This window comes from Paenibacillus sp. 2003 (assembly GCF_031455635.1).
Lineage (GTDB): Bacteria > Bacillota > Bacilli > Paenibacillales > Paenibacillaceae > Paenibacillus > Paenibacillus amylolyticus_B.
This window is the reverse complement of sequence record NZ_JAVDTB010000002.1, coordinates 117,939-138,120: the sequence shown is the minus strand read 5'-3', so window position 1 is coordinate 138,120 and position 20,182 is coordinate 117,939. Positions and strand designations below refer to the sequence as shown.

At 48.1% G+C, this 20,182-nt stretch carries 13 protein-coding genes; 12 read left to right on the top strand and 1 reads right to left on the bottom strand.

The features are described from left to right. Positions 1–32: 32 nt before the first annotated feature. Positions 33–2,708 (bottom strand): YhgE/Pip family protein, encoded by a 2,676-nt coding sequence (locus J2X75_RS12705; RefSeq protein WP_310336991.1) that lies wholly within the window; start codon positions 2,706–2,708, stop codon positions 33–35. A 711-nt stretch (positions 2,709–3,419) separates the two neighbouring features. Here J2X75_RS12705 and pyrR point away from each other — a divergent pair. The 12 genes from pyrR to J2X75_RS12645 all read left to right on the top strand — a co-directional run bounded on the left by pyrR (position 3,420) and on the right by J2X75_RS12645 (position 20,131). Further along, positions 3,420–3,983, top strand: coding sequence for a bifunctional pyr operon transcriptional regulator/uracil phosphoribosyltransferase PyrR (pyrR, locus tag J2X75_RS12700; RefSeq protein WP_017687330.1), 564 nt, complete (start codon positions 3,420–3,422; stop codon positions 3,981–3,983). Continuing rightward, positions 3,983–4,894 carry an aspartate carbamoyltransferase catalytic subunit gene (locus J2X75_RS12695; protein WP_036674848.1) on the top strand — a complete coding sequence of 304 codons (912 nt, stop codon included), beginning with the start codon at positions 3,983–3,985 and terminating at the stop codon, positions 4,892–4,894. The genes pyrR and J2X75_RS12695 overlap by 1 nt, the downstream gene beginning before the upstream one ends. A 126-nt stretch (positions 4,895–5,020) precedes the next feature. Next, the gene (locus tag J2X75_RS12690; protein ID WP_307534343.1) at positions 5,021–6,325 is read left to right on the top strand and encodes a dihydroorotase; all 1,305 of its coding nucleotides are present in this window, start codon (positions 5,021–5,023) and stop codon (positions 6,323–6,325) included. A gap of 406 nt (positions 6,326–6,731) precedes the next feature. Continuing rightward, positions 6,732–7,874: a glutamine-hydrolyzing carbamoyl-phosphate synthase small subunit gene (gene carA, locus J2X75_RS12685; RefSeq protein WP_047843735.1), complete on the top strand. Its 1,143-nt coding sequence runs from the start codon at positions 6,732–6,734 to the stop codon at positions 7,872–7,874. A gap of 1 nt (position 7,875) precedes the next feature. Further along, entirely contained in the window at positions 7,876–11,094 is a 3,219-nt protein-coding gene (gene carB / locus J2X75_RS12680) for a carbamoyl-phosphate synthase large subunit (protein WP_124116035.1), read from the top strand. A 103-nt stretch (positions 11,095–11,197) separates the two neighbouring features. Then, on the top strand, positions 11,198–11,938 hold the full coding sequence (gene pyrF, locus J2X75_RS12675; protein ID WP_310336981.1) for an orotidine-5'-phosphate decarboxylase: 741 nt from the start codon (positions 11,198–11,200) through the stop codon (positions 11,936–11,938). After that, a complete protein-coding gene (gene pyrE / locus J2X75_RS12670) occupies positions 11,935–12,576 on the top strand; it encodes an orotate phosphoribosyltransferase (protein ID WP_036614805.1) in 642 nt (213 codons plus the stop codon). Before pyrF ends, pyrE begins: the two co-directional genes overlap by 4 nt. Before the next feature lie 272 nt (positions 12,577–12,848). Further along, positions 12,849–13,796 (top strand): ABC transporter ATP-binding protein, encoded by a 948-nt coding sequence (locus J2X75_RS12665; RefSeq protein ID WP_310336979.1) that lies wholly within the window; start codon positions 12,849–12,851, stop codon positions 13,794–13,796. Further along, positions 13,759–14,868 carry an efflux RND transporter periplasmic adaptor subunit gene (locus J2X75_RS12660; protein ID WP_310336977.1) on the top strand — a complete coding sequence of 370 codons (1,110 nt, stop codon included), beginning with the start codon at positions 13,759–13,761 and terminating at the stop codon, positions 14,866–14,868. The genes J2X75_RS12665 and J2X75_RS12660 overlap by 38 nt, the downstream gene beginning before the upstream one ends. Further along, positions 14,868–17,792, top strand: a complete 2,925-nt coding sequence (locus J2X75_RS12655) for an ABC transporter permease (RefSeq protein WP_310336974.1) — start codon at positions 14,868–14,870, stop codon at positions 17,790–17,792. The genes J2X75_RS12660 and J2X75_RS12655 overlap by 1 nt, the downstream gene beginning before the upstream one ends. Before the next feature lie 2 nt (positions 17,793–17,794). Further along, positions 17,795–18,658: an ABC transporter ATP-binding protein gene (locus tag J2X75_RS12650; protein WP_310336972.1), complete on the top strand. Its 864-nt coding sequence runs from the start codon at positions 17,795–17,797 to the stop codon at positions 18,656–18,658. 21 nt (positions 18,659–18,679) lie between these two features. Beyond that, positions 18,680–20,131: an ABC transporter substrate-binding protein gene (locus J2X75_RS12645; protein ID WP_310336969.1), complete on the top strand. Its 1,452-nt coding sequence runs from the start codon at positions 18,680–18,682 to the stop codon at positions 20,129–20,131. Positions 20,132–20,182 lie beyond the last annotated feature (51 nt).

Here is a 20,182-nt window from a genome sequence, read left to right as displayed (position 1 = left end):
GGCCTTATCTTATTTAGTGTTGAGCAAATGAGTTAAGCAATAATTTTGGTCTTCTTGGCATTCTCGGCTGAACGTTTGGTGAGACTGCTGAGTGGACGTTTCAAAGTGAGAGCAACAATGAGACTCAGCGCGATGAACATACACAACCACAGAATATCCTTGATGGCAGTAGACCACAATATGCCGCCTACCGACTCACGCAGCAGACTGATTGCATACGTGAAGGGCATGAACGGATTCAATGCCTGGAAAAAGGGTGATGTCATGCTGATTGGGAACGTACCGCCGGAGCTGGAGAACTGGAACACCATGAAGATAATGGCGATCCCTTTTCCGATATTCCCAAAAACGGACAGCAGGGTGTACGTGATGGTGACAAATACGGCACTCACCAGCATGGCAAACAGGACAAACCACAGTTTATCTGCAACATAGGTACCCAGGATTAAGATATCTCCCAGGGTGACGCATAACGCCTGAAGTAACCCAATGGTCAGAAAAGTAGCAAGACGTCCAAGATACAACTCATATCCCCGGAACTTGCTCTCTGGATTTTCGGCTTCGGCACGAAGCAGAGATATCAGCAGTGTTGAGCCAACCCACAAGGACAGCACGCCATAAAATGGTGACATAGCCGATCCATAATTCGGAATTGGGTAAAGCTGTTGTTCCTTAATTTGCACCGGACTTGCAAGGAAAGCACTTTCTTCTTCGATATCGCCACGCAAAAGTTTGGCAAGTTCGGCAAATTGGTTATTACCTTCGACTTCCCGAAGTTTGTCAGCAGCCTTACTGATGGCACTTTCTAATGCTGGCAGATCATCACGTACCAGCGTGGCAACACGATGTACTCCTTTTTCGACCTCCGGAAGCTGGTTCTGGACAAAATCGGATGCCTTGCCTATCTGTTTCTCGGCATTAGGCAGATCATTACGAACAAAATCAGCGGCTTCGTTCAGTTTGTTTCCCAGTTTGGGCAGATCGTTTCGAATTAATGAAGACACGGTGTTCAAAGCTTGGATAAAACCTTCACTTTTGTTCGCGAGTGTCTCTGATACCTCATGGATCTTAGATTGTACTTGAGGCAGTTCGCTCTGGATTTTTGTCAACTCGGTCTGCCCGAACATAATCCCTTCTTTGGCTGATGCCAGAATGTCAGCAATATCCGGAATACGATCCTTTGCTCCTTGTAGAGTTTCTGATGAAGTGGAGAGGATAGACCTGAGTTTATCCGCACCAGCTGCAAGTGCAGGCGATATTTCACTTTCATAGGTGTTTAAGATATTGCCAATCCCGCTGCTAATGTCCTTCGAGAGAGCATTTAACTGAGCGATGACTTCTGTCGGTGGAGTTGTATTACGACGCATGGCATCACTGATGATGCCAGCCAAGCGGATTTGCAACTGAAGTTTATCTGAAATGGAGTTCAATTGTGTAATTTTATCGGCAAGTAGTTGGCTTGGAAGCAAGTTATTGATGTTGCCCAGTAATTCTGCCATACTGTTCACGAGTTTTACCGCAATCCCTAAACGCGAAGCAATCCGGTCGAGATCTTCTACTGTAGGAAGGTTATTAAGATCCGAATTTTGCAATTGTGCAAATACGTCTCCTGCAGCGTTAGTAATCTGCTGCACCAGCAGCAGATTTTGGTGGATCGCCGGGCTAATTGTCTGGAACGCTTCTTCACTGGAATCCACGAACTGATCTAATCCCTCTGCAAGCTCAATCCCGTTGCCAGCGATTTGTGATACTTTGTCCAGATCTTGTTCTGCGGCCGTTACGATAGACAGAGCTTTGTTGGTTTTATCCAGCGCCGTTTGGATGACATCTGATACCTGACCAAAGTTTTCATCCACTTCTCGAATTCGTTCTACCGCTTTTTGTAAATCCGGTATCCGTCCTTGAATATCCAGCACCTCGGAAGCCGCATCATTAATTTGTGGCCAATACTCCTGCACCTTGAGCACATACTGTGCTGCTTCATTGATTTCAGGCAGTTTTTTCTCGATTTCAACGATCTTTTGAGCATCTTTTACAATCTCGGGCATGGCTTTTTCTACTTCCAGAACCTTTTGTCCTGCGGCTTGAATAGCCGGAAGATTTTTCTCCAATGTAAAAATGCCATTCTCCATTTTGCGTAATGTTGGAAGCTGGGAATTAATCTCAACCCCGGCTTCATTCAACTTGGTTAGAACTGCCTCACTGACGGCTTCAGTGAAATTTTCATTGATTTGTGTTGTTATGGCAGATACACCAGAGCCTGTGATTTTAGGAGCAATGGCATTCACCTTTTCATTAACGGTATAGATTACCTCTGGGCGTTCCAGCTTTCCGTCAACGATACCTGTAATTTTAGACGAAAAGTCTCCGGGAATGAGCAGGCTGGCATAATATTCTCCTGTTTGTACCCCCCGACTAGCCTCAGCTCGATCTACAAAAGTCCAGCCCAGCTTTTCGTTGTTTTTGAGGCTGGATACCAGTTCGTCTCCGATATTAATATTGGTTCCTTCAACAGTCGCACCCGCGTCCTCGCTTGTCACTGCAATTTTGATCCCCTGGGTATTACTGTACGGGTCCCATACGGACTTCACGTTGACCCAGTCATACACCCCGGGAAGTAGAATAATAGCCACAATTAGAAATATACCTGTGGGAACCTTCAGAATATGTAACCAGTCTGTTTTGTAAACGTGCCAAATGTGACGCATGACTTCCTCCTAAATGTACATAAATGTAGGGCGTATCTTATTTCCATGTCGCATATTTGTGAATCTTATGTATATCGGCATTATTCCAGCATCTATGAATGGGTTCATGTTTATAAACTGTACCCATTTCACTTGGTACTAATTCAGAGCCTTCATATATTGCGTAAAACGAAACTCACCGTTTGTTCTCAAAAGAAGTGTTTTGTCTCTACTTAAGTATAGTCAGAGGTTTATTTTGGTTATATCAAATTTCTCATTTGCCTATGGATAAATATGCAGAAATGTTGTATAATTATGAATAACCAATGAGATGTATTGTGCATGGATGTTTTTCAGCCTAACTGCTGATTCTAAGAAGAACGTAGCAGAGGGTTTTCACCTGCGATGGTGAGGTGTTGACAGGGGGTTGTCTTTCTGTCATAATTCATGAAGACAAACGGACATATTGATTACAGAACCCTGTGAGGTCCTGCAAATATGAACGACATGAATAGCACCTTTAAATCAGTCCCGTGAGACTGGCAAGGTAACGTGAACGATACATCGTTTTTTTGCTGCGGCAAATGAAGCGATGCATCCCCGAGAGTAAACTTTCTTCAGAGCGGTCTGAAGTTCGGAGACTCCTTGCCAATAAACACGGCAAGGAGTCTTTTTTTTTCTCCTCGTCACGGGGCCATGATGCTGAAGGGAAATCCTGAGGAGGCTGAACGCATGAGCACAGAGACACATGTCATTATGGATGAGACGGCGATCCGCCGCGCACTAACACGGATTGCCCATGAGATATTGGAGAAAAACAAAGGAATCGACGATTGTGTGTTGGTCGGTATCCGCACACGCGGGGTTTACCTCGCAGAACGGATTGCCGCCAAGATTGAAGAAATCGAAGGCGCCAAAGTCCCCTGGGGAGAACTGGATGTGACTCCTTACCGCGATGACCGCTTGGACGAAAATAAAGCGAATCGCAAGGAAATGTTGATTATGACACCTGAATCACTTTCGATCCATAACAAAAAAGTGATTTTGTTCGATGATGTGCTCTATACCGGACGGACGATTCGCGCAGCGATGGATGCCCTGATGGACTGTGGAAGACCGCAGAACATTCAGCTGGCTGTACTCGCAGACCGCGGACACCGGGAACTTCCAATTCGACCTGATTTTATCGGCAAGAATGTGCCGACTTCCAAATCAGAGGAGATCGAAGTTGCACTCATGGAAACGGACGGACAGGACGAAGTCAAAATCACTCAGAACCGGGGGGAGCAAGCATAATGATTACACAGACAGCATTGAGAGACCGAAGCTTGCTTGGACTGAAGGAACTTAGTCGAGGAGAAATCGAGTCCATTCTGAACAGAGCGGCTCACTGGGAAGCACAGAAAGAGAAACTGGTTCCTGTACTGGAATCACGCTTTGTTGCGAACATGTTCTTCGAGAACAGCACACGTACCCGCTTCTCCTTCGAAATGGCAGAGAAACGCCTGGGCGCACAAGTGCTGAACTTTACGGCAGCCGCATCCAGTGTGGAAAAAGGAGAGTCCATCTACGATACGGTACGAACACTTGAGTCGATGGGCATTGATGCAGGCGTGATCCGGTTGAAACCGGCAGGCGTTCTGCAACAACTGGCTCAGAAAGTGAATGTACCACTCGTGAACGCCGGAGACGGCAACAATGAGCATCCCACACAGGCGTTGCTGGATCTCTACACGATGAGGAAAGCATTTGGCGAACTGAAAGGCTTGCGTGTTTCCATCATTGGTGACATCTTGCATAGCCGTGTAGCTCGTTCCAATCTGTGGGCACTGCAAAAGTTTGGTGCAGATGTACGCTTCTGTGCTCCGCAAACGATGCAGGCACCGGAACTCGCAGAGCATGCTCCTTATGTCGGTCTTGAAGAAGCGCTGGATGCAGATGTGGTCATGATGCTCCGTGTTCAACTGGAACGTCATCAACATGGCTTAATTACTTCAGCTGAGGATTATCGCGAACACTACGGATTGACGGAAGAACGGGCATCACGCCTAAAACCAAGCACCATTATCATGCACCCTGCTCCTGTGAATCGCAATGTCGAGGTAGATGACGCGGTTGTGGAGAGTGAAGCATCGCGGATCTTCCCGCAGATGGCAAACGGCGTTCCAATCCGCATGGCGGTTATGGAACGTGCGATGAAACTGTAACAGGGTCTGGCTGTGGGTCATAGGCTGACGGTACGGTAGTTCTTATAGAGCAATAAGAGAGTACACGATAAAGAAAATCATCCGGCTTGCCTGGTAAGCCGGACAGAACCGAAGCGGAGGGCAATTATGCTACAGATTATAAAAAACGCGAACGTCTTGAACCAAAAAGGGGAACTTGAACGGAAAACCATCATTATAGATGAAGGTAAAATTAAAAAGATCGTTGGTCTGGAAGACCAAGCGGTACTGGATGCCGAAAAGTCAGCGCAAAGTGTGACAGACGCATCAGGCAAACTGGTCATTCCGGGATTGATCGATATGCACGTGCATCTGCGTGAACCTGGATTCGAACACAAAGAGACGATCGAGACAGGTGCCCGTTCAGCAGCACAAGGTGGTTTTACAACAATTGCTTGCATGCCGAACACAAGACCAGTAACAGATACAGCGGAAGTTGTGAAGCTGGTGCTGGATAAAGCCAAAGAAGCTGATCTGGTTAAAGTGTTGCCTTATGCAGCCATTACAAAAAATGAACTGGGTCGTGAACTTACCGATTTTGCCGCATTAAAAGAAGCAGGCGCTATTGGATTCACGGATGACGGTGTAGGCGTACAAAACGCTCAAATGATGAAAGATGCCATGAGCCTCGCGGCAAGCATGGATATGCCCGTGATCGCACACTGTGAAGATGACTCACTGGTTGTTGGTGGATATGTGACGGAAGGTGAGTTTTCGAAGCGCCACGGCATCAAAGGGATTCCAAATGAATCCGAAGCCATTCACGTTGGCCGTGATATCTTGCTCGCAGAAGCAACAGGAGTTCACTACCATGTCTGTCACGTAAGTACAGAGCAATCGGTTCGTCTGATTCGTCTAGCGAAGTCCATTGGCATTAAAGTAACTGCTGAGGTATGTCCGCACCATCTGGTGTTGTCGGATGAAGATATCCCGGGCATGGACGCCAACTGGAAGATGAACCCGCCGCTGCGCTCACCACGTGATGTGCAGGCTTGTATCGAAGGTTTGCTGGACGGCACGCTGGATATGATCGTAACTGATCACGCGCCACACAGTGAAGAAGAGAAAGCCAAAGGCATGGAGCTGGCACCTTTCGGAATCGTAGGATTCGAAACAGCCTTCCCGCTGCTGTACACCAAGTTTGTGGAAACAGGACTTTGGAGTTTGGACTTCCTGGTGAAGCGTATGACAGCTGATCCGGCACGTGTATTCCGACTGGATACAGGCAAACTGGAAGAGGGAGCACCAGCCGATATCACAATGATTGACCTGAACGAGGAAAAAGCGGTTGATCCTGCAACGTTTGCCACCAAAGGAAGAAACACACCATTCACAGGTTGGAAGCTGAAAGGCTGGGCCGTACAAACTTGGGTGGATGGCAAAAGCGTGTGGCATAACACGGTACAACAGTAAAACGGTAACTCAGCAAATTAATAAATCAGTAACAGTAATTCTTAACTTTTTTGAAAACAACAAATCTTTTAAACTCTAAAACTTATCTATAACTTTTTTACCAGTAACATCTTTTCAACTAACTCAAGGCAAATCATGCCGAGAGTCTAACATACGAAACAAGCAAAGTTGAATGTCATGATTTTGAACTTGGAAACCAACGTAACTGCGGAGTGGGCAGAAAGAACCCGAAGAAGCAAAGCGTTCGCCTTTATCACCGGATTACTCCATTTGAAGAATGGGATCAAAGTAATCCGGGGATAACAGCGATCAAAGGGTTTTCTGTACGCGGAGCCGCACAATCGTAACGTCCCCCATGTTCAACCAATTCCATTCAACGTTGATAAACACAGAGGAGTGAAATGGGATGCAGGCACAGGCAAGATTATTGTTGGAAGACGGCACACTGTTCACCGGGAAAGCATTTGGTGCTGAAGGTGAAACGACAGGTGAGGTCGTTTTTAATACGGGAATTACAGGCTATCAAGAGGTGCTTTCGGATCCTTCCTATTGTGGTCAAATCGTAACCATGACGTATCCGTTGATCGGAAACTACGGCATTACGCGTGATGACTTTGAGTCGATTCGTCCATACGTACACGGTTTCGTTGTGCGTCGTCATGAGCCAACGCCAAGCAACTGGCGTGCGGAATATAGCGTAGACAATCTGCTCAAGGAATACGGCATCGTAGGAATCAGCGAAATTGATACACGCATGTTGACTCGCCGGATTCGTCACCACGGCACAATGAAGGGAATTCTCACAACAGGATCGAAGCCTGTGGAAGAACTGCTGGAGATGATGGGAGACACCACCATTGCCGAACTGCGTAACCAGGTGCCAATGACTTCTACAGAGCATGTCTATAACAGCCCGGGAACGGCTGAGCGTATTGTGCTCGTGGATTATGGTGCTAAAACAGGAATCTTGCGCGAACTCAGCAAACGTAACTGTGACGTTGTTGTTGTTCCACACGATGTAACAGCAGACGAGATTCGTCGCTTGAACCCGGACGGCATTCAACTGTCCAACGGCCCTGGGGACCCGAAAGACGTACCTCATGCGGTTAACATGATCAGTGAACTGCTTGGCGAATACCCGATCTTCGGTATCTGCCTGGGTCACCAGTTGTTCGCACTTGCGGCAGGAGCAGACACCGAAAAACTTAAGTTTGGACATCGCGGAGGAAACCACCCGGTGAAAGAACTGGAGAGCGGACGTTGCTTCATCACATCCCAGAACCACGGATTTACCGTAAACGAAGAGTCTGTGAAGAGTACAGATCTGGAAGTTACACATATCAACAATAACGATAAGACCATTGAAGGTCTGAAACATAAATCATTCCCGGCATTCTCGGTTCAATATCACCCTGAAGCAGCCCCGGGTCCTTACGACAACAGCTATCTGTTCGACCGCTTCATCGAGATGATTCGCGAGCACAAGATCACTAACCCGCAAAAGCCGCGTCAAGCCGTATTGGCAGCCGCAGTGAAAGGAGCACAATAACATGCCGATTAACAAAGATCTCAAAAAAATCCTGGTGATTGGTTCCGGTCCAATCGTCATCGGTCAAGCGGCCGAGTTCGACTATGCCGGTACACAAGCTTGCCAGGCTCTGAAAGAAGAAGGCGTGGAAGTTGTACTCATTAACAGCAACCCGGCGACCATTATGACAGATACAAACATGGCTGACAAAGTATACATTGAGCCAATCACCCTGGATTTTGTAACCCAAATCATTCGTCAGGAGCGTCCAGACGGCTTGCTGCCAACACTGGGTGGTCAGACGGGTCTGAACATGGCGGTAGAACTGGCACGTGCAGGCGTGCTGGAACGTGAAAATGTGAAATTGCTCGGAACACAGCTGACATCCATCGAGAAAGCGGAAGATCGTGATCTGTTCCGTGACCTGATGCGTGAATTGGAACAGCCTGTACCTGAGAGTGTGATCGTAACGACACTTGAAGAATCACTTGAATTTGCAAATGAGATTGGTTATCCAATCATCGTGCGTCCAGCCTATACGCTGGGCGGAACAGGCGGCGGAATCTGTGCGAACGAAGAAGAGCTGCGCGAGACCGTGGTAGCGGGAATTCGTTACAGCCCAATTGGGCAATGTCTGGTCGAGAAGAGCATTGCAGGCATGAAAGAAGTCGAATATGAGGTTATGCGGGACAAAAACGATAACTGTATCGTTGTCTGCAACATGGAAAACTTCGACCCGGTAGGTGTTCATACAGGCGACAGTATCGTTGTAGCACCAAGCCAAACCCTGTCGGACCGTGAATATCAAATGCTGCGTTCAGCTTCCCTGAAAATCATCCGTGCCCTGAACATCGAGGGTGGATGTAACGTACAGTTTGCACTGGACCCACACAGCTTCCAATACTATGTTATCGAAGTAAATCCACGGGTAAGCCGTTCATCGGCTCTGGCTTCCAAAGCAACGGGTTATCCGATTGCAAAAATGGCTGCCAAAATTGCCATGGGTTACACGTTGGATGAAATCGTGAACCCGGTAACAGGCCAAACGTATGCTTGCTTCGAGCCTACGCTGGATTATATCGTGAGCAAAATCCCACGCTGGCCGTTCGACAAGTTCATCTCGGCGAACCGTAAACTGGGAACTCAGATGAAAGCAACAGGCGAAGTAATGGCGATTGGCCGGACATTCGAAGAGTCGATCCACAAAGCAGTTCGTTCCCTGGAAATTGGCGTACATCGCCTCTACCTGAAGGATGCCGAAACGCTGGACGAAGCTACCCTGAACGAGCGTCTGATCAAAGCAGATGATGAGCGTATCTTCCTGATTGCCGAAGCATTCCGCAGAGGTTATACGTTGCAACAGCTACAGGATTTGACCAAGATTGACTGGTGGTTCCTGGACAAAATCGAAGGTCTGATCGCATTCGAAGATCGCATTCGCGAAGAATCCGAATTGTCTTCCGACATTCTGTATCAAGCGAAACGCCTTGGATTCACAGACCGTGCCATTGCTGAACTGCGTGCGCAAGGTCAACCAGGAGGCACATTAACAACTGAAGCGGAAGTTAGAACTCGTCGGGAAGCAGAGAACCTGCGCCCAGTGTACAAAATGGTAGATACATGTGCGGCTGAGTTCGAAGCCACAACGCCATATTACTACTCAACTTACGAGACAGAGAATGAAGTGATCCCTTCCGACAAGCAAAAAGTTGTGGTACTGGGTTCAGGACCAATCCGGATCGGTCAAGGGATCGAGTTCGACTACTCTACTGTACACGCAGTATGGGCATTGCAAAAAGCAGGCTATGAAGCAGTCATTATCAACAATAACCCGGAGACGGTGTCTACGGACTTTAATACATCCGATCGCCTGTACTTTGAACCGCTCTTCTTCGAAGATGTCATGAACGTGATTGAACAGGAGAAACCAGTAGGGGTTATCGTACAGTTCGGTGGTCAAACGGCCATTAACCTGGCAGCACCACTGCGTAATGCAGGTGTAACCATTCTCGGAACGGATCTGGAAAGCATTGATGAGGCGGAGGATCGCAAGAAGTTCGAACGTCTGCTCTCCCGTCTGGAGATTGCACAGCCAAAAGGTAAAACGGTCATTTCCGTTGATGATGCGGTAGAAACAGCTCAAAGTCTGGGCTACCCGGTACTGGTTCGTCCTTCCTATGTACTCGGCGGTCGTGCGATGGAGATTGTATACTCCGATGCTGAATTGCTGACATACATGGAACAGGCGGTTAAAATCAATCCAGAGCATCCGGTCCTGATCGACCGTTACATGATGGGTAAAGAAGTTGAGGTTGACGCCATCTGTGATGGTGAAACGGTATTGATTCCGGGAATCATGGAACATATCGAGCGTGCAGGGGTTCACTCTGGTGACTCCATCGCGGTATATCCTCCTCAACACCTGTCCCAGGATTTGAAAGAGAAAATTGTAGAGATTACAATCAAAATTGCGAAAGAACTTAAAACGGTTGGTCTGGTCAACATCCAGTTTGTTATCCATGATGGCCAAGTGTACATTATCGAGGTGAACCCGCGTTCATCCCGTACTGTACCATTCCTGAGCAAAGTAACCAACATTCCGATGGCGAACTTGGCAACACAAGCCATTCTGGGTGTGAAACTAAAAGATCTTGGTTATGTTGACGGGCTGTGGCCTGAATCGGATCATGTATCTGTCAAAGTTCCGGTCTTCTCCTTCGCGAAGCTGCGTCGTGTAGAACCAACCCTCGGACCTGAGATGAAATCCACAGGTGAGGTTATGGGTCGTGACCCGAATTACGCCAAAGCGTTGTTCAAAGGCCTGATCGGCGCAGGAATGAAAATTCCGGCAACCGGAGCGATTGTTGTGACTGTGGCAGACAAAGACAAGGACGAAGCGGTTCCTTTGCTCGAAGGTTTCTACAGACTGGGTTACAAAATCATGGCTACCGGCGGAACAGCAGCTGCGCTTGAAGCAGCGAACATTCCGGTAACGACTGTGAACAAATTAAGTGAAGGTTCGCCGAACATTCTGGATATGATTCGCAGCGGCGAAGCGAACTTTGTCTTCAACACACTCACCAAAGGCAAAACACCGCAGCGTGACGGATTCCGAATTCGTCGTGAAGCGGTAGAGAACGGCATTGTATGTATGACTTCACTGGATACGATTCGTGCGCTGCTGATTATGCTGCAAACGATCAACTTCTCCTCAGAAGCAATGCCTGTCTTTGTAAAATAAATAAGTCTCTGATGAAGGACATCAGTCAGCCTGCGGGCTGGCGGGATGTCCTTTATATCGGGCAAAAACGGAAAAAATGAGCAAGTGGAGGGGAGCGCTGGTGATGAATCAAGCGAGTTTCAATGAAATGGCTGGCCGTCTGATGGTGGCACTGGATTATCCTGGAGCGGAAGAAGCGAAAGCATTGGTACAAGCTCTTGAAGGCATTCCCTGTTATCTGAAGGTGGGCATGCAGCTGTTCTACGCAGCAGGACCGGACTTTATTCGGGAGCTAAAATCCAAAGGTTACTCCGTTTTTCTGGATGTGAAAATGCATGACATTCCCAACACCGTTCGTGGCGGTGCTGAAAGTATCACACGTCTTGGGGTAGACATGTTCAATGTACATGCAGCGGGTGGAGCCCTCATGATGCGTGCTGCACGTGAAGGTGCTGAGGCAGCAATCGCTGCCGATCCTTCCCTTAGCAAGCCCGAGATCATTGCAGTCACCCAACTCACCAGTACAAGTCTGGAAACGATGAATAACGAGATTGGCATCCCGGGAAGTGTGGAAGCTGCTGTGGTCCGTTATGCAGGACTAGCCCAAGAGGCCGGACTGGATGGGGTTGTTGCTTCTCCACTGGAAGTGCCCGCAATTCGGGTAGCGTGTGGCAGTGCTTTTCACACCGTTACACCAGGAATTCGTCCAGCGGGTAGTGGTCTGGGAGATCAGACACGAGTCTTGAGGCCGGTTGAAGCCATTGCCAGAGGAAGTCATTACATTGTTGTAGGCAGACCCATTACAGGCGCTCCCAATCCGCGTGAAGCGGCAGAAACCATTTTGAAGGAGATGTTGAACGCATGATCGAACTGAATGAGATTCCGAATCATATTGCTTCCCAACTGTTGAAAATTAAAGCCGTGGCGTTACGTCCGCAACAGCCATTTACATGGACATCCGGCATCAAATCACCAATATACTGCGATAACCGTTTAACGATGTCCTATCCCGAGATTCGTAATGATATCGCTGAAGCCTTTGCAACGATCATTCGTAACCAATACCCGGATGCAGAAGTCATTGCAGGTACGGCAACCGCGGGTATCCCGCATGCTGCCTGGGTGGCTCAGAAGCTGGATCTGCCGATGGCCTACATTCGTGATAAAGCGAAAGGACACGGCAAGGAGAACCTGATCGAAGGTTTGATTACCGAAGGACAGAAAGTGGTTGTCATCGAAGATCTGATCTCTACAGGTGGAAGCTCGATCAAAGCAGCCGAAGCCGTACGTGTAGCAGGCGCAACACCGTTGGCCGTGCTTGCCATTTTCAGCTACCAGCTGGATAAAGGTGTTAAAGCATTCGAAGATGCTGGAATTCCACTTCAGACGTTGTCCAATTATACGGCTCTGATGGATGTGGCTTTGGCTCAGGGAACGATTCAGGAAAGCGATTTTGAATTGCTAAAATCATGGCGTGAAGATCCTTCTTCATTTGGTAAATAATTTAATTGATACCTCGAAAAAATGTTCATGAATGAACGGTATCAAAATTGTAATGATTGCCGTCATATCGGCAAAACCATCGAATATGCAAGAGGCATCCCGCACTTTGGGGTGCTTTTTTCTTTTGTTCATCAAAATATTAACTTTTTCACTCTACCGTTGTAAAAAGCTTGTAACTTTTAGTTGGGATCGGTCGTTTATAATTCAGTGTAGGTTGGAACAGATTTCTAATTTTAGGTTTTTTGAAGAAATGATCGGGATATCAAGAAAGGATGAGCGTGATTGCTGGCATGAAGAATTTATTTCTCAGAAAAAGACCTGCCAAGAGCCAGTCAGGCGATGAACATCAACAGGGGGAAACACCGTTGGAGGCATCGACGGAGTCGGGAGAAAATACATACATAGGTGAATCAGCGCACCCGACAAGTGAAGTATCTTTATCTGAAAGTGAAATCGCTTCGGATGAAGTGGCTGCAGCTGCTATCACCACCGTTGATGAACCCCAGAAGAAGATCAAACCAAAGAAGGATATGCTGCCTCCATATGATGGACCTGTACTGGAGGTGCGTAACGTGCATCGCAGTTTCCAGACAGGCAGTCGCATTATCCATGTGCTCAAAGGCATTGATATGGAAGTGAATCCGCAACAACTGGTCATGCTGAAGGGGCGATCGGGCTCAGGCAAAACAACACTGCTGAATATGCTCGGTGGACTGGATCAGCCTTCAAGTGGAGACATTCTGTTCTCTGGCCAGCCTCTTCAGGATTGGGGAGACCGGAGGCGGACCGCTTTGCGGCGCAAAGAGATCGGTTTTATTTTTCAGGCATATGCACTCATGCCCTTATTATCTGCTTGGGAAAATGTAGAACTGTCGCTGCGCATGGCGGACGTTCCGCGAGCGGAATGGAAGGACAGGGTTGGTCACTGTCTGGATCTGGTTGGACTATCCAAACGGGTGAAGCACCGACCTTTCGAGATGTCCGGGGGAGAGCAACAGCGGGTGGCTATAGCGAAGGCCATTGCCCATAGACCCAGATTGTTGCTTGCGGATGAGCCTACAGCGGAACTGGATTCCAAGATGGGCGCTCAGGTCATGGCCGTATTCCGCAATATTATTGAAGTAGAACAAGTAACAATATGTATGACTACACACGATCCTACAATTTTGGAGGTTGCGGACCATGTTTATGAAATGGCGGACGGCAGATTTATCAAGTAAAGGGGCCGCTCCGAAGAGGGGGAAACGCGCAGCACTTATTGTACTTGGTGCGATAATGGTTGCAACGATGTCCGGCTGCTCATTGCTGCCGTCAGAAACAGAGGAAGAAGTACTTCCGCCTATTACACCACCAACGATCTCCAAGAAACCGGAATATGAAGTCCGGACGGAAACGTTGGAGAAAAAAGTAAGTGGTAGTGGCAAGATGATGAGTCAGCGGGAAGAGAAGGTGTACTTCACGCTTGATGGCATGCATATCAAAGAGTTAAATGTTAAACCAGGGGATAAAGTGAAAAAGGGTCAACTTCTTGCTGTCCTCGATGTGGAGAGTGTGGAGAAGGAGATCCGTGGCAAGAAACTGGCTATTCGCAAATCCGAAGTTCAAATGAAGGAAACACTCCGCAAGAAGGATGAGATGGACCCGGTAGAGTTCGAAGAATCAACGATTGCGTTTGAAGAACTGCGCCAGGAACTCGCTGATCTGGAGGAACAACTGGGCAAAGCCACGTTGACAGCTCCGTTTGGCGGTACCGTTATTGCTGTGCAGGTAGAGAAGGGTGCAGCCGTGAAAGCGTATGATCCGATTGCTACGATTGCGGATACATCCAATCTGGTTGTGGCAGCTACCTTTGCCAAGGAAGATCTGGAGAAGTTCTCCGCTGGTATGAAGGCAGAAGTAGATATTAATGGAGCTGGTAAAGTCGCTGGCAAAATTAAAGTCATGCCTATCGCGGAAGCATCGGGAAGTGGCAGTGGCGAAGGGACGGGTGAAGGCGGTACGCCTCCAACCAAGGAAACGCTGGATAAGTTTGTTATCGTAACACTTGCAAAAATGCCAAAAGGCGTCGAACGTGGCACACCACTATCGGTCTCAATTGTAACGCAGCGTACCGAGAACGCGATTGTGATTCCTGTATCCGCTTTACGCTCCATCGGTTCAAGAACGTATGTGCAAGTGGTGGAGAGTGATGGCAGCAAGCGTGAAGTGGACGTTGAAGTTGGTCAGCAGACATCGACAGATGTTGAGATTTTGAAAGGTCTGACCGTAGGCCAGAAAGTAGTGGGACGCTAATGGGGCTGCCATTGCTTCGGCTGCTGTTCCGCAAAATGTGGAACACGCGCTGGATGACCTTCAGCACACTGATCGGATTGATTGTGGCGGTAGCGTTCACCGTCAGTATTCCAATGTATGCCGATGGTGCGTTGAAACGGGTCGTCGCGCAAACGCTGCAGGATAACAGTGAAGGGTTGCCAGCCGGTTCGTTGCTTATGAGTTATCAGGCACCCGGTGGCGTGAAGACAGACACACGGGGGCTGGATGAAGTAGATCGTTATATTCGTGAGGATGTTCCTCGCGACATCGGGTTTCCTTTTCATACGTATGTGAATTCAAGATCTATTCGCAGCACAGAGGTGAGCCCGGAAGATCCAACCAAAGTGGATGCCAGCAGGGCGCGCAGTATGAGTCTGGGTACGATGAGTGGGCTGGATGCACAGGTGAATTACTCTGCCGGGGTGAAACCTGGAAACCAGGTCAAAGATGACACGATCGAGGCAGTCATGTTGGAAGAGGGCATGTACCGTAACGACCTGCATATCGGTGATATTCTGGAATATCCGGTGTATAGCGGTCTTGATATCACATTACGTGTGAAGATTACGGGTTCCTTCAAGGCAGATGATCCGAACAGCCCTTACTGGGTACAAGGATTTGACGGCATGATGAATGGACTTTATGTGGATGAATCGGTTTTTAATGATGTTTTACTGAAGGAAAAAGGGATTCCACTTCAAAATTCACGTTGGTATTATGCCTTTGATCTGAAAGAAATTCAAACCAGCCAGTTATCAGGTCTGACTTCCATGCTGGAAAGGCTGGATATCGATCTGTACCAGCGGCTGAAAGATACAAAAGTGGACATCACCTTTGGTGATCTGCTTAAGCAGTTCCGCAGTCAGAGTCTGCAACTGCAGACGATGTTGTTTACCTTGGCAGCACCGATGATTGCGATGGTCTTTTATTTTATTGCCATGAATGCCAGACAGTCATTACAAAAGCAAGAGAGTGATATTGCGGTATTGCGCAGCCGTGGAGCTTCAGCTCGGCAGATCTTCTCTCTCTACCTGCTTGAAGGCATATTTCTGGGCGCTATTGCACTGGTTATTGGGCCGTTGCTCGGTTGGTTTATGGCTAAGAGTATCGGTTCAGCAAGTGGCTTTCTCTCGTTCGTAGATCGGAAGTCTATTCCGATCGGTGTATCAAAAGAAGCTATCCTCCTGGGCGTAGCAGCGGTCCTTGTTGCGATCATCGCATCACTTATCCCTGCGATAACCTATGCACGGGCAACCATTGTATCTGCCAAACGGCGGCAAGCACGGACAGACCGTGCTCCAGTATGGCAACGCTGGTTCCTGGATGTTGTGTTGCTGGGTCTGGCTGGATATGGATACTACCTGTTCTATGAACGTCAGATGTTGACCTTCCAGACTGGAATGACAACTGATCAGTTGCAGGTACAGCCGTTTCTGTTTTTTGTACCCGCACTCGCGATCTTTGCGCTCGGACTATTCTTCCTGCGCTTGTTCCCGTGGATATTAAAGCTTATTCAGCTGATCGGTCGCAAGTTTCTCCCGGTCCCGTTGTATCTGACATTAACACAGCTATCGCGTTCATCTTCTTCATATTATCCGCTGATGATCCTCCTTGTACTGACACTGGGACTTGGGGTGTACAACTCGGCTGCTGCTCGGACGATTGATCTGAATTCCACTGAGCGTACCTTGTACCGTTATGGTTCTGATGTGATTATGCAGACTGTGTGGGAAGGAACACCTGAGGTTAAACCCGGTGGTTCCGGACAGAATGGCGGTACGGGTGGAGGTCAACAAGGTGGTGGCAATGGAGAAGGGGGTTCTGCTGGTGGTGGTTCCGGCGGAGGCAACGGCGGTGGAGGTGCTCCAGGTGGTGGTGGCGGCGGTTCTTCGCAGCCATCCAAAGTCATCTACTCCGAACCTCCATTCGAAGTGTTCCGCAGATTAGACGGGGTTGAACATGCAGCAAGAGTGCTGCAGACCAAAGGCAATATTATCGTCTCTGGTAAATCGGGCGGACAGGGGATGCTGGTCGGAATTGATAATGTGGACTTTGCTCAAGTGGCGTGGTTCCGCAACGATCTGTTCCCGGCACATCCCTACAAGTACCTTGACTTGCTTGGTAAATATGAAGGGGCTGTATTGATCTCTTCCAAATTTGCTGACAAATTTAAGTTGAAAACTGGAGACCTCGTCTCCATGGGTGTGCAGGGACAGGCGATTGAATTCGTAGTCTTCGGGATCATTCCTTACTGGCCAGCCCAGTATCCGGATCAGATGCCATTCTTCGTGGCGAATCTGGATTATATCTATGATCAGGTGCCTCTGATTCCTTATGAGGTATGGCTGAAAATGGAACCGGATGCCAAAGTGGCTCCATTAATGGAGAAACTTGCAGCAGAAGGCATTGAGTTATCTTCTGTGCGTGACGTCCGCACCGAATTGGTATCTCAGGGTAAACATCCGTCAAGAGGTGGCGTATTCGGGATTCTGAGCCTTGGTTTCCTGGTATCGGTTATTATCTCGTTGATCGGATACGTGCTGTACTGGTTCTTCAACCTGTCCGGACGTGTTGTGCAATTTGGTGTATTACGGGCCATGGGTTTATCCCGGGCACAACTGAGCGGTATGCTGCTGCTGGAGCAGGTGTTCACAGCGGGGCTATCGATCCTGCTAGGTATTGGGATTGGTCAGGTATCCAGTCGTTTATTCCTGCCATTCCTGCAAACGACGGATAATGTATCTGCTCAGGTACCTCCGTTCCGGATTGTGTTTGAACAGCAAGATATGTTGCAACTGTATGGGGTCACCGTAGTGATGCTGGTCATTGGTGCAACGATGTTGCTCTGGCAGATTCGCAGATTGCGGGTTCACCAGGCAGTCAAAATGGGAGAGGAGAGGTAAACGTGATCCAATGCGAAGGACTTGTCAAAATTTTTAAATCCAGCGATGTGGAAGTCGTTGCCCTTCAGGGTCTCAACCTGACTGTCAATCAAGGTGAAATGATGGCCATCATCGGTAACAGCGGTAGCGGTAAATCCACACTGCTGAATATTCTGGGCGGGCTTGATCGTCCTACGGCTGGTACGGCCGTTGTGGGAGACTGGGATTTGCTCAAGATGACAGATGCCCAATTGGTCGAATACAAACGTCATACGGTAGGTTTTATCTGGCAAAATAACGGTCGTAACTTGCTGCCTTATCTCACTGCACTGGAAAATGTGGAGACTCCCATGATTCTGGGAGGCAAGCGTGATCGTGCTTACGCGAAACAGTTGCTCGAATGGGTAGGTCTTAAGGATCGGATGCATAACAAATTGCATCAATTGTCAGGAGGAGAGCAACAAAGGGTAGCGATTGCGATCTCCTTATCCAATCGTCCCAAAATTCTGCTTGCAGATGAACCAACCGGTTCGGTCGATTCCGAGACATGTGATACAATCATGGGCATTTTCCGAAGAATGAACAAGGAACTCGGCGTTACGATTGTCATCGTTACCCATGACTTGACGCTAGCTGGCAAGGTAGACCGGATCGTTGCGATCCGGGACGGCTTGACCAGTACTGAGTTTGTGAAGCGCAACCCGAATTTGGACGATGAGCATAGCTTATCCGAGACGGGTATGCCGGACATTCACGAAGCATTTGTCATTATTGACCGTGCAGGGCGGCTTCAGGTGCCAAAAGAGTATCTGGAGGCCTTATCCATTGATAACCGGGCTACATTGGAATTTGACGGTGAACGCATTGTCATTACACCGCCAAGATAATAAATGAGGGGGAATTGGGAAATGAAGAACAGGTTATGGGGAAAACATGTGCTGGCTGTCATGGCTACTGCGACGCTAGCATTGCCGCTGATTGCTGGCTGTACGGCAAGTGAGGCGAAAGATACAGAGCAACGTGTATTACGTGTGGCTACAATGTGGGGAGGGCAAGACGACAGTTATTTCCGTCAACAGTTTACTGATGCTTTTGAGCTGACCCATCCCAATGTAACCATTGAGATTGTAGCTGCCGTTGATCAGAGCAGCATGTATGGGTATGGCAACACCGAAGAACAGCCGGAAGTTCCGGATACGATGGAAAGTCTGAAGAAGATTATGACTGGCGATAACCCGGTTGACGTCATCGTGGCGGATACCTCTACTGTCAAATCATTAATTCAGGAGAATCTGGTGAAACAGCTGGACCCATTAATGCAAGAAGATAAGTTTGATACCACTGACATTGTTCCTAGTGTGCTGGAGGGTATCAAAGATCTGGGGGATCAGAGCATCTATGCATTGACACCAACGTTCTCATCTTCGGCTTTGTTCTATAACAAGGGCATGTTTGAAAAAGCAGGTGTGGAACCGCCAACGGACAATATGACTTGGGACGATATCTTCAATCTGGGTACCCGACTTACAAAAGGCGAGGGTAAAGATCACGTATTTGGTTTCGCCTTCACGACATATCAGGGTGGTTCGCCTTATTACTCCATGCAGCAGTACTACAGCGCGTTGCAGCTGAAGACGTTTGATGACAAAGCAGAGAAGATGACAGTAGATTCTCCTCAATGGGAGAAAGTGTGGAGCACCATCAGCAAACTTGCGATTGACAAAGTTATTCCTAAAGGCGACGAACCACAGGATCAGAATCCGAGTGGACGTTATGATCCAGTACAGGGTGACCTGTTCCTGAGCGGCAAGGCAGCCATGGCTATTGGTGATTACAGCTATATTAATCAATTAATTGATGCCAATAAAAACGCGGATAAAATGAAAGACTTTACGAAAGTAGATTGGGATGTGGTAACACCTCCAGTTCACCCGGAAGCTCCTGAAATTGGAGGCAGCATCTACCTGAGCAACCTCATGGCGATTAATAGTTCGGCTCAGAACCCGGATGATGCGTGGGAACTGATTAAGTACATGAACAGTGAGGACTGGGCTAAGATCAAAGCACGTAGCAGCTATGAGATGGTATCCCGGAAGAGCTTCATCAAGCCAAAAGATGGCTTGGATTACAACATTCAAGCATTCTATGCACTGAAGCCGATTCCGCCAACAAATACCAATCTGGATAAAATGTATCAAAAATCCCCAGGCTTATGGCAAGTAAATGAAAAAGGTATGGAATATTTCAACCAAGTACTAGAGAACAAAAAGACACCAAAAGAAGCACTTGGTGAGTGGGCAGCTAAAGGAAACGAGATGCTGGAGAAATTAAAAAAGGATCCTAAAGCTACGTTCCAATGAGATTTGATGAAGTAGTCATATCATGATAAGGATAGCCGCTGAAGATTTTAA